The organism is Paenibacillus cremeus (assembly GCF_007786445.1).
Lineage (GTDB): Bacteria > Bacillota > Bacilli > Paenibacillales > NBRC-103111 > Paenibacillus_G > Paenibacillus_G cremeus.
Genome location: NZ_VNJI01000002.1, coordinates 1 through 14,155, shown reverse-complemented (window position 1 = coordinate 14,155; position 14,155 = coordinate 1). Strand labels below are relative to the sequence as shown.

Annotated in this window: 15 protein-coding genes; 4 read left to right on the top strand and 11 right to left on the bottom strand. The window is 54.8% G+C overall.

Features of this window, described 5'->3' with window-relative positions; genetic code table 11:
* Positions 1-45: 45 nt before the first annotated feature.
* The 8 genes from FPZ49_RS01850 to mreB form a co-directional block, all read right to left on the bottom strand.
* On the bottom strand, positions 46-849 hold the full coding sequence (locus FPZ49_RS01850; RefSeq protein WP_144842660.1) for a metal ABC transporter permease: 804 nt from the start codon (positions 847-849) through the stop codon (positions 46-48).
* Positions 849-1,631 (bottom strand): metal ABC transporter ATP-binding protein, encoded by a 783-nt coding sequence (locus FPZ49_RS01845; RefSeq protein WP_144842659.1) that lies wholly within the window; start codon positions 1,629-1,631, stop codon positions 849-851. The genes FPZ49_RS01850 and FPZ49_RS01845 overlap by 1 nt, the downstream gene beginning before the upstream one ends.
* 32 nt (positions 1,632-1,663) lie before the next feature.
* Positions 1,664-2,617: a metal ABC transporter substrate-binding protein gene (locus FPZ49_RS01840; protein WP_144842658.1), complete on the bottom strand. Its 954-nt coding sequence runs from the start codon at positions 2,615-2,617 to the stop codon at positions 1,664-1,666.
* 161 nt (positions 2,618-2,778) lie between these two features.
* Positions 2,779-3,852, bottom strand: a complete 1,074-nt coding sequence (locus tag FPZ49_RS01835) for a Gfo/Idh/MocA family protein (protein ID WP_144842657.1) — start codon at positions 3,850-3,852, stop codon at positions 2,779-2,781.
* A gap of 187 nt (positions 3,853-4,039) precedes the next feature.
* Positions 4,040-6,061 (bottom strand): methionine--tRNA ligase, encoded by a 2,022-nt coding sequence (gene metG / locus FPZ49_RS01830; RefSeq protein ID WP_144842656.1) that lies wholly within the window; start codon positions 6,059-6,061, stop codon positions 4,040-4,042.
* 384 nt (positions 6,062-6,445) lie between these two features.
* Entirely contained in the window at positions 6,446-6,658 is a 213-nt protein-coding gene (gene yidD, locus FPZ49_RS01825) for a membrane protein insertion efficiency factor YidD (protein WP_144842655.1), read from the bottom strand.
* A 113-nt stretch (positions 6,659-6,771) separates the two neighbouring features.
* Positions 6,772-7,896 (bottom strand): HIT domain-containing protein, encoded by a 1,125-nt coding sequence (locus FPZ49_RS37240; RefSeq protein ID WP_315899154.1) that lies wholly within the window; start codon positions 7,894-7,896, stop codon positions 6,772-6,774.
* Positions 7,897-7,972: 76 nt separating this feature from the next.
* Positions 7,973-9,040 carry a rod shape-determining protein gene (gene mreB / locus FPZ49_RS01815; protein ID WP_144842653.1) on the bottom strand — a complete coding sequence of 356 codons (1,068 nt, stop codon included), beginning with the start codon at positions 9,038-9,040 and terminating at the stop codon, positions 7,973-7,975.
* Positions 9,041-9,250: 210 nt separating this feature from the next.
* Between mreB and FPZ49_RS01810 the strand changes: the two genes are divergently transcribed.
* The 3 genes from FPZ49_RS01810 (at position 9,251) to FPZ49_RS01800 (ending at position 11,132) form a co-directional block, all read left to right on the top strand.
* Complete coding sequence (locus tag FPZ49_RS01810) at positions 9,251-9,631, top strand: hypothetical protein (RefSeq protein ID WP_144842652.1); 381 nt, start codon at positions 9,251-9,253, stop codon at positions 9,629-9,631.
* Positions 9,618-10,085 (top strand): type II toxin-antitoxin system VapC family toxin, encoded by a 468-nt coding sequence (locus tag FPZ49_RS01805; RefSeq protein WP_144842651.1) that lies wholly within the window; start codon positions 9,618-9,620, stop codon positions 10,083-10,085. Before FPZ49_RS01810 ends, FPZ49_RS01805 begins: the two co-directional genes overlap by 14 nt.
* A gap of 132 nt (positions 10,086-10,217) precedes the next feature.
* On the top strand, positions 10,218-11,132 hold the full coding sequence (locus FPZ49_RS01800; protein ID WP_144842650.1) for a hypothetical protein: 915 nt from the start codon (positions 10,218-10,220) through the stop codon (positions 11,130-11,132).
* Between the two features lie 47 nt (positions 11,133-11,179).
* Here the strand turns inward: FPZ49_RS01800 and FPZ49_RS01795 are convergent, their stop codons facing one another.
* From FPZ49_RS01795 to FPZ49_RS37870, 3 genes are all read right to left on the bottom strand, one after another.
* Positions 11,180-11,728, bottom strand: a complete 549-nt coding sequence (locus FPZ49_RS01795) for an HAD-IIIA family hydrolase (protein ID WP_144842649.1) — start codon at positions 11,726-11,728, stop codon at positions 11,180-11,182.
* Positions 11,725-12,276 (bottom strand): GNAT family N-acetyltransferase, encoded by a 552-nt coding sequence (locus FPZ49_RS01790; protein WP_144842648.1) that lies wholly within the window; start codon positions 12,274-12,276, stop codon positions 11,725-11,727. Before FPZ49_RS01790 ends, FPZ49_RS01795 begins: the two co-directional genes overlap by 4 nt.
* A gap of 365 nt (positions 12,277-12,641) precedes the next feature.
* Positions 12,642-13,040, bottom strand: coding sequence for a spore germination protein (locus tag FPZ49_RS37870; protein ID WP_144842647.1), 399 nt, complete (start codon positions 13,038-13,040; stop codon positions 12,642-12,644).
* Positions 13,041-13,166: 126 nt separating this feature from the next.
* Between FPZ49_RS37870 and FPZ49_RS01780 the strand changes: the two genes are divergently transcribed.
* Entirely contained in the window at positions 13,167-13,961 is a 795-nt protein-coding gene (locus FPZ49_RS01780; RefSeq protein ID WP_144842646.1) for an SDR family NAD(P)-dependent oxidoreductase, read from the top strand.
* Positions 13,962-14,155 lie beyond the last annotated feature (194 nt).

Below are 14,155 nucleotides of genomic sequence, written 5' to 3'. Positions count from 1 at the left end.
TCACACTCCTCTATGTAAATCCAACAACTGCACCCATTTCAGATGCTAGAGCCTTAGGCCCCTCTTGACAAACAAGATCCCCACGAGCATTGCAATCAGCGCGAGCACGACCGTTGCTCCCGGCGCCAAATCCCAGACCCCGGCCGAGATGAGGCCTAACGCCACCGCAATCTCCGAGAACAAGATCGCCCAGAAAATCGAATGCTTAAAGCTTCGGGCCACAAGCAGACTGCAAGCGACCGGAATGGTCAGCAGCGAAGAAACGAGCAGCGCACCAACGATTTTGATCGAAACACTAATGACGAGCGCCGTCAGCATCGTGATCAAAATATTATAGAAGCGAAGCGGCAATCCACTGACACCCGCTGCATCCTCGTCGAAGAACAGCAGGAACATTTCTTTGAAATTGAACCAAACAACCGCGATCACGATCACAGCAACCCCGGCTACGACCCACAGGTCGGAATTGTCCAGCGTATAGATGCTCCCGAAAAAGTAGCTCATGACGTTGATATTGAAGCCTTTGCCGATCGTAAACAAAAAGGTGGCAAGCGCCACACCGCCGGACATGATGATAGCGATGGATAACTCCGCATAGGTCTTATACGCCTTGCGCAGCTTCTCGATGGCAAACGATGCCAGCAGGGCGAATACGAGCCCCATGCCTACCGGGTACACATTAATAAGAAAGCCGAGCGCGACACCGGCAATGGAGACGTGCGCAAGCGTATCGCCGATCATGGATAAGCGCCTGAGCACCAAAAACACGCCCATGAGTGGCGCGGTCAAGCCGATCAGCAGTCCTCCAAGCAGAGCACGCTGAAAGAAATACTCCGAAAAAATGTCCACTAGCTCAAAACCTCCATCGATTCCCTCAATTGCTGCATCGAATGGGTTAAATCCGTTTCGACGCAATCTTGCGGATCGTGCGTATGCTTCACATAAAAGGACAGGCCCCCGCTCCGCTGCACCGGCTGCTCCCCAAGGTACGCCTCCATCGCATCCATATCATGAGACACCATGATGAACGTAATATGATGATGCTGGTGCATATGCCGGATCATGCGGAAAAAGCCCGCCTGCGTCTCCGCGTCGATCCCCACCGTCGGCTCATCCAGAATAAGCAGCTCCGGGTTGTTGATCAGCGCTCTCGCGAGAAACACGCGCTGCTGCTGCCCGCCGGACAGCTGCCCGATCTTCCGGTCGGCCAAGTCCTCAATCCGCATGGCGTACAAGGCGTCATCCGCCTTTTGCAGCTGCGCTTTGGTGAGCCGGCGGAACATGTTCTTTTTGCCGTACAGTCCGGACGTGACAACCTCTCTTACCGTGGCTGGGAACAGCGGATTCAGCGCATTTTTCTGCGGGACATAGCCGATGCGCTCCCAATCCCGAAATTGCCCGATTGGCTGACCGAACAAGCGGATCTCCCCACGCGTGGGCCGAAGCAGGCCTACGATCATTTTCAGCAGCGTCGTCTTCCCTGCGCCGTTGGAGCCGATCAGACCGACAAAGTCTCGTTCCAGTACTTGGAACCGGAGACCGTCGATGACGGTTTTGTTCTCATAAGAAAAAAAGATGTCATCGATCGAGACGATCTGCTGATGACATCCGGAGTGAGCTGGTTTGTTCATGCGATTAGCTCCTTATTTCGAAGGTCTTCCTTCTATTTTAATGCTTTTAATAAATTATTCAAATTGTTGTCCATGACGGACAAATAATCTGCGCCCTTACTCACCTGCTCTTCGGTCAAGCCCTCCAGCGGATTCAGCACCAGCGTCTCGACGCCTGCATCCTTCGCGAGCGTTTTGGCCAGCTTGTCGGAAACCAGCTCTTCGAAGAAGATGTACTTGACGTTATTCGTTTTAATAAACTGCATGATGTCCTTCATATCCTTGGAGGTCGGCTCCGCGTCCGGCGACAGCCCCATAATCGGCATCTGCGTCAGCCCATATTGCTTAGCCAAGTAACCGAACGATTGGTGCGTAACGACGATTTGTTTCTTTGATGTCTGAGCAAGCTGCGACTTATACTTGGCATCCAGCTGATCGAGCTGATCGGCGAAGCGCTTGAAGTTAGCCTCGTAGTCCGCTTGATTGGCGGCATCCGCTTTGACAAGCGCGTCCTTGATGTTTTGCGCAATTTTCTTCGCATTCACCGGGCTAAGCCATATATGCGGATCATACTCGGATTCGTGCTTCTTGCTTTTTGCCTCGTCCTCATGCACATCTCCAGAGAGCATTAAATCGATACCCTTGCTCGTTTCGACCACCGTCGTTTTCGAATCCTTGGGCATGCTGTCAAGCGTATCTTTCACCCAGCCTTCGAATCCGGCGCCCAAATAAACGAACAGCTCGGCATGGGTTAAGTTATAAATATCGCGGCTTTTCGGCGACCAGTCATGGGGCTCTACCCCGGCCGGCACCATGTTGATGACATTCACGTGGCTGCCGCCGATTTTCGAAGCGAAATCATACATCGGGTAAAAGCTCGCTACGATGTTGATCTTACCCTGCACAAGCGAGGCTTGCGAACGGCTGCCGCAGGCGGATAAAGCCATGGACAGCACCAGTATGAGCAAAAGAGGAAGGATCAGCTTTCGAGTTACGGAAGATGACATGGATGATAACTCCTTTAAGTCGTTAATCGTAATTTTTATTAACAAGAACGTTTCTGATTATACGTCGCTGTTCTCCGATTTGTCAACCATGTTTACATGAAAAAGAAAAACACCTGCAAGGTGCATTGTGCATGCCCTTACAGGTGCTATCTTATCCAAAACTATTCTACGCGAACCGCTTGCTCTTGTACCTTGAGGCAAAGCTCAGCCGCTTTGAACGCGTGCTCTTGCGTCATCGCGTTCTCCGTGCGGTTAATGCAGTCGAGGATCAGCTGGCCGAAGAAGCGGTAGCCTACTTGGCCTTTGACCGTGAAGTGCTTTTCGCCTTCTTGGTTGACCAGATAAACGTGATCTCCTGTCTTCTCACGAGCGATATCGATGTATTTGCGAAGCTCGATATAGCCTTCGGTACCGAGGATGATCGTCCGTCCGTCACCCCATGTGCCCAGACCATCCGGTGTCAGCCAGTCTACGCGGAAGTAGAACGTAGCACCGTTATCGCCAGTCAGCGTAGCGTCGCCGAAATCCTCCAGCTCCGGATAATCCTTGTTATTATAGTTCGCTACCCGTGCGCTAGTGATTGTTGCATCCTTGGCGCCGGTGTAGTGCAGGAATTGCTCGATTTGGTGGCTTCCGATGTCGCACAGGATGCCGCCGTATTTTTCCTTCTCGAAAAACCATTGCGGACGGGACGGCGCGTTCAAGCGGTGCGGGCCCCAGCCCATCACTTGCACTACGCGGCCGATGGCGCCTTGCTCAATCAGCTCACCGGCAAACATCGCGCTCTCCACATGCAGACGCTCGCTGTAATAAACCATATATTTGCGGCCGGTTTCCTTCACCTTCGCACGGGCTGCTTCCAGGTGCTCGAGCTTCGTGAACGGCGTTTTGTCTGTGAAATAATCTTTGCCCGCATCCATAACGCGAACTCCGAGTGGACCGCGCTCCGATGGTACGGCTGCTGCGGCTACAAGCTTGATGTTAGGATCTTGAAGAATTTCTTCTTCGGAGGCTGCTGCTCTTGCTTGCGGAAACTTTTGTACGAAGGCTTCCACTTTCTTAGGATCCGGATCGTAAACGGCGACCAAGTCGGCGCCTGCTTCGATCAAGCCGTTGCACATCCCGTAAATATGACCGTGATCAAGCGCGACAGCGGCAAATGCGAATTCGCCCGGTTTCACAACAGGATTCGGCTTTCCTTGTGGAGCATAGTTCATTCCGTCGTTTGTTTGCATAGTTCAGTGGCCTCCCAAAATGGTATCAGAGCGTCTGTTGACAACCGGAATTGAAATGCTTCGATTAGCGGATGCAACATCGCTGACAACCGGAATCGCAGTCCTTCGATATCCTGTTGCAGCATCGCTGACAACCGACAACGGCATTCTTCGTTGCCGGTTGCAGCATTGTTAACGTGAACAATTTCTATTTTACCACAGATCCGTTAGGAATTTCATCAGAAACTGTAGCTAAAGTTAATTGTTCTCCCTGCGAAGCGGCCAAAATCATTCCTTGCGACAGCTCACCCCGCAATGTGACAGGCTTTAGGTTCGTTACGCAGATGACCTTGCGCCCGATCATTTGCTCCGGCGTGTAAAATTTCGCGATGCCCGACACCACTTGACGCTGCTCGAAGCCAAGATCCAGCTGCAGCTTCAGCAGCTTGTCGGCCTTCTTCACCGGCTCGGCGGCGATGACCTGCGCTACCCGTAGCTCGACTTTGAAGAAGTCGTCGATGGAAATTTCCGGCGCGCCTTCGGGATCGGCAACCTTCGGCTGGGCCGCAGCGGCTGGAGCTTTTGCATCTGCTTTTGCATCTGCTTTTGCAGCCGCCGGTTCCTCAGCAGCTTGCGCAGCCTGGCCTCCACCCATCGACTCGGCGATGTAGGCTACTTCCTTGTCAACCTCCAGACGCGGGAACATCACCTCGCCCTTCTCTACCCGCGTGCCCGCCGGCAGCGTACCGAAGGCGTGAATCGTATCCCAAGCGGTCAGCGATGCGTCCTTGATGCCGAGCTGCTGCCAAATTTTGCGCGGCGTCTCGGTCATGAACGGCTGCAGCAGCACAGAAGCGATACGGAGACTTTCCGCCAGGCAATACAGCACCGAACCCAGCGCCGGGCGTTTCGTCTCATCCTTGACCAGAGCCCAAGGCTGCGTCTCGTCAATGTACTTGTTCGTGCGGCTGATCATTTGCCAAATCGCCGTTAGCGCTACGGAGAATTCCAGCTTCTCCATCGCTTCCTCGACTTTGGCCACCGAGCTGCGCACCGTTTCGAGCAGCGTCGCGTCGAATTCGGTCGCGCCTTCGATATACGGCTGTACTTCGCCGCCGAAATATTTGTCGATCATCACCACAGTACGGCTGAGCAGGTTGCCCAGATCGTTGGCGAGGTCGAAGTTGACCCGCTCCACGAAGCTCTCCGGCGTAAACGTGCCGTCAGAGCCGAAAGGCACCTCGCGCATTAGGTAATAGCGCAGCGCATCGAGTCCATAGCGGTCGATCAGTGTAACCGGATCTACGACGTTGCCTTTGGATTTGGACATTTTGCCGTCCTTCATGAGCAGCCAGCCGTGGCTGAATACCTTCTTAGGCAGCGGCAGATCCAGCGCCATCAGCATGATCGGCCAAATGATCGTATGGAAGCGCACGATTTCCTTGCTCATCAAATGCACATCGGCCGGCCAAAACTCGCCGAACTTCGAATCGTCCTCGCTGCCATAGCCCAGAGCGGTAATGTAGTTGGACAAGGCGTCGATCCAGACGTAAATGACATGCTTAGGATTGCCCGGTACCCGGATTCCCCAGTCAAAGGTGGTACGGGAGACGGCGAGGTCCTCCAGACCCGGTTTAATGAAGTTGTTGATCATCTCGTTGCGGCGCGACTCCGGCTGGATAAAGTCCGGATTCTCTTCATAGAAGCGAATCAGACGATCGGCATACTTGCTGAGCCGGAAAAAGTAGCTCTCTTCCTTGACCAGCTCCACCGGCCGCCCGCAATCCGGGCACTTGCCGTCGACCAGCTTATTTTCGAGGAAAAACGACTCGCATGGCGTACAGTATAAGCCTTCGTAGTGGCCCAGATAAATATCGTCCTGCTCCATGAGGCGGGCGAAAATTTTCTCCACTGCTTGCTTGTGTCTCGGCTCCGTCGTGCGAATGAAGTCATCATAGGAAATGTCGAGCTTTTTCCACAGCTCCTTGATGCCTGCGACGATATCGTCGACGAACTGCTGCGGCGTCTTGCCCGTTTCTTTCGCTTTGCGTTCAATCTTCTGGCCGTGCTCATCAGTACCGGTCAAATACCTCACGTTGTAGCCGCGAAGCCTCTTGTAGCGTGCCATGACGTCGCCAGCCACCGTAGAATACGCATGCCCAATGTGGAGCTTATCGCTCGGATAGTAGATTGGGGTTGTGATGTAAAAGCTTGGTTTCTTGTCACTCATTTCATTTCAGCCTCCTTCAGAAAATACAAAAAAGCCCTCGTCCGCTTGGGACGAGAGCTTGTAGCTCACGTGGTACCACCCAACTTCCCCCGGAATCGGCAATCCATTACCGTTCAGGGCTCAGCAGCCGAGCCGCAGCTCGACCTTCCGTTAACGCCGGAAATGCGATGAAAGCTTACGTGCGGTCGCAGCCGAATTCGGCGGCAATGCATCGCTCACAATCATATCCTCCAGGACCATCTTCCTCCGCGTACACCAACCGGTTCTCAGCAGCTCCGGCTCTCTGTGTGGCTTCCTGTCGACAGCTGAAGCTGCTGCGACTAACGAAGTACTTATCCGTTCATGGGATGTTAAGGCAAATATATCGAATCTCCCCTATCCATGTCAAGGGACATGGTCAATGCCGCCGGGATGAAACGGATGACATTTGCAAATCCGCTTCACGGCAAGCCACGAGCCGCGTGCGGCACCGTGCTTCTCCAGCGCTTCCAGGGCATAAGCGGAGCAGGTCGGATAAAACCGGCAGGTCGGCGGCTTAAGCGGCGAAATGACCTTGCGGTAAAAGAGCACGCCGCCTTTCAGCACCTTTTTGACCATGTGACTCCCAGCTTCCTTCCCAGCTCATATGTGTACATTATGTATGTATGATGCCAAAAGTCACGGCGAATTGCAACCGATCGGAGAAAGGAATGCAGCGGGCACAAGCGGCTTTAGTTCATCAGCCGTTTGTACAGCTCGCCTAGCGGACCTATCAGCTCCAAGCCGCTTGTCCGCCGGATCCGTTCGGCCCCTTCGGTCATCGACAGCTGGCTGATCGCTACCGCTGCGCCGGCTTGCTCTGTCAGCTCGCGCAAAAACTGCTCGACGCGCTGATGGTACGCCTCGACCTCACCCTGCATCAGCAGCTGAAAGCTGTCTTCGGTAACAGCCGCTTCCGCATGAAGCGTAACACCTTTGGCTGCTGCGTACTGCCTCAGCCTGCCCATCGTCCCCTCCACGGTAGCCGGGTTGGTGAAGGCAAGCACCAGCTTCCGCTCCAGCGCGAGCAGCGCATCAAACCACGGTTCATCAATAGGGATGACCGGTATGGCCAGCTGCCTTTGGTCTTCCGGCAGCGTATCCAGAACCGCGATGTAATTGGTGCAGGTAATGACAATCGCATCGACTTCACAGCCCGCCATCCAAGCCAGCTGATCCAGCAGCTTCTCCCCTGCTCGCCGTAACGCGTCCTGTCCACCCGATCTCAAGTGCTCGATCATCCCAGGATCGACAAAATGCTTCAGTATCATTCCGGTTCCGGCGAATGCTTCGTCCAAGTACCGGATGTTCGAATGGTGCGCATGCAAGCAGGCGATCGTTCGGGGCAGCTTCGACGAACTGGAAGCGGATGAACCTGCAGATGCAACCTTCGGGTTAAGCTCTGCATTAGCCTCGCGCAGCAGGTCTCGCACTTCAGCCAGTCTGCTGGCTGCGCCCGGAGTCTCCTCCGGCTCGATCCATGCAAAGCCATCTCCCTCATACCGCGGAAACACATGCATATGATAATGGCCCAGATCATTGAACAGGCCGCCATTTTGCATCACACTGATGCCGTCGGGCTTGAAGGCCGTCTTAAGCGCACGGGACAGCTTCGACGCCGCCGCCATGATCGCAGCAGCCGTAGCCGCGTCCAACTCGTCCACATCCACCGCGTGCTGCTTAGGCAAAATGAGCACATGCCCCTCATGGATCGGAGCGATGTCCATCAGGCACGTGACATGCTCATCCTCAAATACGATGTGCGAAGGCTGAGTGCCGTTTGCGAGCCGGCAGCCTAAACATGAATGTTCCCCCACAGTTCCCACTCCTCTGAGCGATAGCAATTTGTGTATCATCTTACCATATTTTCGCACAAAAAAGTGGGAGAGGTGCCTACTGCGCGATCTTCTCCTCCATGGCCTCTGATGAGGCAGCCCCTCTGTACTCTAGCCGGCTGCGGAGCAGATTGCGTTCATTCCGGTAGTCCAGCATCATCCCCGCTCCAAGCGCGGTACAGTCCAGCGGCTGGTCCGCCACTTGCACCGGCACGCCGGTTTCGAGCCGGATGCGCTCATCCAGCCCTTGAAGCATTGCGCCGCCGCCGCACAGCAGCATGCCCTGCTCTACAATATCGCCGGCCAGCTCCGGCGGGCATTGCTCCAGCGTATAGCGGATCGCTTCGACGATCGCAGCAAGGAAATCGTCCAGCAAGCTGTAAATTTCGCTAGAGCTGATCGTCGCGGCCCTCGGTAGCCCGTCCAGCAGGTCGCGGCCTTTGATCGTGATGGTCGCTTCCTCCTTGAGCTCCATCGCCGAGCCGATCCGCATCTTGATTTCTTCCGCGGTGCGTTCGCCAATGGCCAGATTGTAGGCTCGTTTCACATAATCGATAATGTCCTTGTCAATGGACATGCCGGCGCGGCGAACCGTGTGGCTGACCACGATGCCGCCCAGCGACAGCACAGCGACTTGACTCGTCCCCCCGCCGATGTCCAGCACAAGCGAGCCGATCGGCTGATCGACCGGTAGTCCGGCCCCAAACGCTGCGGCCAGCGGCTCTTCCACCGCCAGCGCTTTTTTCGCGCCTTTATGTACGACGGTTTCTTCTACCGCGCGCTTCTGAACATTCGTGATGCCGCAGGGCACGGAAATATACACCTGCGAGCTCCTAAACCAGGGCGTCCGGCCTTGAATTTTGCGAATAAAATATTGCAGCATCGCCGTCGTGACATCGAAATTCGCGATGACACCGTCCTTCAGCGGATAAATAACATCCAAATTGCCGGGCGTCCGTCCAAGCATCGCCAGGGCTTCCTCGCCGACCGCCTGAATTTCTCCCGTATCCGTACGTACAGCAACAACGGAAGGCTCCCGCAGCACGATCCCTTTGCCCTGTTGGTAAATCACCGTGTTGGACGTCCCCAAATCAATCCCATATAGCATATCCCATCGTTTTAACATCTTTGTCTTACCTCCTCTTCTGTTGGTTCCAGCGAATGGAGCACTTTATAGCGTTCTCCTTCTCGTCTTGGTTTTGGGGGGCGCCACCGGAAAAAGGAAGGCTTTACCAAGCGGTTGATCACTGAATCGACAAAAAGCCCCTTCAAAATCGAGCTTTCTGCCGAAGGGTATAAGAGGCGGCCATTTCATGCGTCCTTGGCGTGACGATGAATGCCGACCAAATGGGGTTTGGAAGGTGTGACACAAGTGAGCAGCCCAAGATTTATTCAAAACCAATGGAGCAAGTGGAAAACCGCTGCATCGCAGCTGATCTCTACGGAATCGAAGGAGAGCTATGACGACGAAGTGATGGAGCTGGATCTGGAGCCGGAGTTTTATCAAAAATGCCTGCAAATGGCCAAAGCCGAGCAGACGTCGGTGTCCGCCGTAGTCCATTATATTTTGGAGCAGTATTTTACCGGGCGGTCCAATGAGAAGCTGGTCCAAGCCACCATGGAGCAGAAGGAGCGTAATCCGCTTCTGCAGCTGGATGCGCTGGTAAAGCGCTCGGAGCGGCGTATGGGAGAGGAGGCGCGCTATGAACACGCATGAGGAGGCTACTTATCCGCAGGCGATCTTTTTGGAGCAGACGGCACTGACGGCGTTTATGAACCCGAACGATCCGTATTATCTAAAAGCGCGGGCGCTGTTTTTTGAGCTGGATGATATGGACCGGCATTTGGTGACGACCAACTATGTGCTTTTTGATACGCATCAATGGCTGCGGAATCACTTCGATTATGCGGATGCGCAGGTGTTTCTCAATACGATGGACAAAGCCGTCCAGCAGGGCGTGCTGACCGTGCTTTCCGGGCGTCCCGAGCTGGAACAAGAGTCCAAGAGGCTCATTCTCGATTTTCCGAGCTACCAGTTCTCGCTGACGGAGGCGCTCACGGCGGTCGTGATGCTGTCGTACCAGATGAAACGGATTTTTACGTTTAATCCAAATTACACGTTCTTGTCCAAGCTGGACCGGGACATCAAGGTCATCCCCAGCGTCTGGTAAATCCGGCACATTCTAAAGATATCTTTAGATTGGACGACCTCGGCTGGCGGCAGGAATACCCTCTCGCCTCCGCGAATATTATCGACTGTCATCAACGGGTTGGCTAAAAATTTATTCGGGGAGGGTACAGCTTTGATCGTCGGAAACGGATCGCATGTGTATGAAGTGGCCGAGGGATGGGCGAAAATTCCGCCGCAGGTCACGCTTGGCTTTACGCACGGCATTGAAGTGGATGCTGAGGGGAATGTGTATGTGTTCCACACCGGGACACCGAGTATTGTCAAGCTGGATGCAAACGGCAACTTCTTAGCCGCTTACGGAGAGCAGTTCGAGGGTGGAGCGCATGGCTTTTATTTACATACCGAGGGCAAGGAGCAATTCTTCTACATAACGCATACGAAGCAAGGCTTTATGGCCAAGCTGACCTTGGACGGCCAGGAAGTGCTGCGACTCGGCACGCCGGATCTTCCGAACGTCTACGACGAGGAGCGCAAATTTGTGCCTACCGACGTCTGCGTGGCGCCCAATGGCGATATTTACGTGGCAGACGGCTATGGACAAAGCTGGATTCACCAATATGATGCCGAGGGCCGATATATCCGTTCCTGGGGCGGAAAAGGCTCGGAGCCGGGACAGCTGAAGTGTCCACACGGCATCTCGGTCAATCTGCGCGGAGAAGAGCCGGAGCTGTATGTGGCGGACCGCGGGAATTTCCGGATTCAAGTGTTTACCATGGATGGCGAGCACAAGCGATTTATCCTGGATGATATGGATATGCCCTGCAGCTTCTACTTCGACGGTGACGAAGTGCTGTTCCCTGACCTGCACAGCCGGGTGACCATCTTCGACCGGAATGACCGGCTGATCATGCATCTGGGCGAGGATCAGCAGGCCTATAAGCAGCAAGGCTGGCCGAACCTGCCGCTGGACTTTTTCCGCACGAACAAGTTCAGCTCCCCGCACGGTGTTTGCGTCGACAAGCAGCACAACGTGTACGTGGCCGAGTGGACGCAGTACGGCAGGATTACGAAGCTGATCCGCAAATAAAGCAAAAGTGGCGGCGCAAGGAGCATCCTCCTGCACCGCCACTTTTTTTATTCGTTGCAAACCCTCGCTGTAATCCACTGCGCCGCCGCCCACAAATCATCCGCGACATACTCCGGCTCCGTCTGCGCCCATGTGTGCCGATACGCGCCGAGCGAGCCCTGCCCCCAGCCGGTGCGCACCAGCACCTTCGAGGCGCCGACCGCTGCGGCGGCCAGCATATCCGTCGAGCCGACATCGCCGATCACGACGCACCTGCCAAGCTCAAGCCCATGCTCCTCCGCGGCTTGATGGAGCAAGCCAGGAGCCGGCTTATGGCACGCGCAGCCCTCCGACGGCGCATGCGGGCAAACATAGGCGCCATCAAAGCCATACTCAGCGAACTGGGCTTGGAATTGCTCCACAGTCGCTTCCCCACGCGCAATTCGGTGCTGATTCGTGAAGGCAAATACCTTTAACCCGGATGCTTTTAACATCGCGATCGCTTCGATCGATTTTTCATACGGAGCAAACTCCCGAGGATGCACAAAATGCCCGGTCCCGCCGATCGTACCGTCACGGTCGATAAATACCGCTTGGATGTCCCTCAAGAGCTTCATGCCTCGCCCTCCGCTATGTATTCCACCTGCCAGCAATCCCGCAGCGCACCCTCATGGCACTCATGATCGGGCAGCAGCTTCACCTTGCGGAAGCCGCATTTTTCATAGCATGCAAGCGCTCTCTTGTTCCACGCCTGGGGGTCCATCACCACCCGGGTGGCCCCGATGGTGTTCGTAATATAGTGAACCATGGCGCGGATCAGCGCGGTCCCGATCCCCCGGTTCCAATAACTCGTCTCCCCGATGAATTGATCCATGCCGTACACTTCGTCGCGCTGCGGATCGTAGCCATAGACCGAATACTCCATGTCCGAGATCGGATAAAACTGAATGTACCCGATCGCCTTGCCCGCATACAGCACAATACACCGCGATACCGGCTCGCCTTCCGCATAAAAATGCTCCCGAACCTTGTCGGCATCATGCGGACGGTCTCGCCCTTCATAATATTGCAGTACCTCCGGGTTATTTAGCCATTGCACCAGCAGCTGGGCATCCTTCTCCGTCAGCCGCCTTACCGATAACAGTCCGGTTGTGAACAGGAGCACGCCTACATCCCCGCCCTTTTTCGATCAGTTGTCACCTTTTATCATACCATAATATGGATAGTCCGACATGAGTCCATGGCTAATAAAAGGATACAATTTCAGCGGGCCTGATCGATCCACACGGATGTCTCCTCCGATGACGCTCCAAGATTTCCACTGCTTGAAGCAGCGTGTGCGAAGCTGCACACAGCTTAGCGAACGCTTCGTTTACGCGGCTTTCGAACCGGTCTGGAGCGAGCGGGAACGACGCTATGAGCTTGACGCTTCCTTTTTCGTTCATCCAATACTGTCCGTTGAGTGCAAACAGCACTTGGGACAAGCAAGTCACAGCGCGGAAGGAGCAGGCCGTATAGGCAGCATCGACTTTAGATGCCCCTTTGCGAGCAGCCCAGCTGAGGATCCTCAATCGCCCGCTGCGGCCAGCCCTGCGTGTTGAATATCTGAGCCTGCGGAACCCCTTGGGTGAATAAAATACTGCAGCCGCGTAATAAGGCTTGCTCCAGCTTGGCCCACTGGTCGGTTAAATCCAAGAGCCCTACGGTCACATCCAGGTCCCCGCCGGGGTTAAGCTCCTGCTCGTACATCAGCGGTTGAAGCACGTGGCTGTTAATGGAGTTTTTATCCGTTAAGCCGTCCAGGTATACGAGCGCCGCTTGCGAATTCGAGTGCCGGTTAAAAAATTTCCGAATAATCAGGTCGAGCGTCTCGCTAAACCGCTGAAGGACCTCAGATCCGGTTTCATGGCAGGGGCTGCAGCAGACAATCCCTTAGACTGAGGGACAGTGTACTTGCGAAGCCTGACCCAGCGTTCGCTTTGTACATAGGGTGGATTTGTTATAAGCTGGAAGCAGCTAGTTCATCACTTCATTTGGGAAGCGGGAGATTTTATTATGCATATTCAACTGACTGGGAAGCGCGCCGTAGTAAGCGGCTCTACCAAAGGGATCGGATACGCCATTGCTAGAGGGCTTGCCGCGGCTGGGGCGGCGGTGCTAATCAACGGCCGCTCGGAGCAGACTGTGGCGGCATCGGTGGACAAGCTGAAACGAGACGTTCCTGGTGCGGAAGTCGATGGAATTGCCGCCGACCTTAGTCGTGCGGAAGGTGTAAGCTGGCTCCTGGAGCATTGGCCAGAAGCGGATATCCTGGTCAACAATGTCGGCGTCTTCGAGCCGAAGCCGTTCTTTGAGATTACCGATGAGGAATGGGAGTATTACATGCAGCTCCATGTGATGGCTGCCATGCGGCTGTCGCGCCATTATGCCAAAGGCATGGTGGAGCGGGGCTGGGGGCGTGTGCTCTTTAATGCGAGCGTGACCGGGGGATTCTTCTCCGGTGAGATGGTGCATTACGGCACCGCCAAAGCGGCACTCCTGGGGCTTTCCCGCGGCATCGCCGAGAGCGTCGCCGGAAGCGGCGTCACGGTTAACAGCTTCCTGCCGGGGCCGACCCGGACCGAGCGGGTGGAAACATTCTTCGAAGGGGCGGCGCAAACCGCCGGCAAAACCTTTGAGCAGTTGGAGCAGGAAATGTATGCCGGTTCTCTCCCCACTTCCTTGGTTCAGCGGTTTATTCGTCCGGAGGAGGTGGCAAGCCTCGTCGTGTTCCTCGCTTCCGAGCAGGCCTCCGCCATTACCGGCGCAACGATGCGTGCAGACGGGGGCATTGTGCGTTCAATGGTGTAGTCCTTTCATGTAATGCCTGCTGGAAGCGAAAAAAAACTACAGCGGAATAACTATACGACTAAAGGTTTTCGCCCCCTGTTTATCGAAGTAATTAGGTAACCATTACTTTAATAACAGGGGTTTCTAATGCGTCCAAAAGATCGAATTGTGCCTGAAAAAACTATATATTTTCGACCTGAAATTACGAACTGCCC

Bases quoted from the DNA above. Each gene is read 5' to 3' on its own strand.
- FPZ49_RS01845 (WP_144842659.1), bottom strand. From the start codon at position 1,631: ATGAACAAACCAGCTCACTCCGGATGTCATCAGCAGATCGTCTCGATC.
- FPZ49_RS01840 (WP_144842658.1), bottom strand. From the start codon at position 2,617: ATGTCATCTTCCGTAACTCGAAAGCTGATCCTTCCTCTTTTGCTCATA.
- FPZ49_RS01835 (WP_144842657.1), bottom strand. From the start codon at position 3,852: ATGCAAACAAACGACGGAATGAACTATGCTCCACAAGGAAAGCCGAAT.
- metG (WP_144842656.1), bottom strand. From the start codon at position 6,061: ATGAGTGACAAGAAACCAAGCTTTTACATCACAACCCCAATCTACTAT.
- yidD (WP_144842655.1), bottom strand. From the start codon at position 6,658: ATGGTCAAAAAGGTGCTGAAAGGCGGCGTGCTCTTTTACCGCAAGGTC.
- mreB (WP_144842653.1), bottom strand. From the start codon at position 9,040: ATGTTAAAACGATGGGATATGCTATATGGGATTGATTTGGGGACGTCC.
- FPZ49_RS01810 (WP_144842652.1), top strand. From the start codon at position 9,251: ATGCCGACCAAATGGGGTTTGGAAGGTGTGACACAAGTGAGCAGCCCA.
- FPZ49_RS01805 (WP_144842651.1), top strand. From the start codon at position 9,618: ATGAACACGCATGAGGAGGCTACTTATCCGCAGGCGATCTTTTTGGAG.
- FPZ49_RS01795 (WP_144842649.1), bottom strand. From the start codon at position 11,728: ATGAAGCTCTTGAGGGACATCCAAGCGGTATTTATCGACCGTGACGGT.
- FPZ49_RS01780 (WP_144842646.1), top strand. From the start codon at position 13,167: ATGCATATTCAACTGACTGGGAAGCGCGCCGTAGTAAGCGGCTCTACC.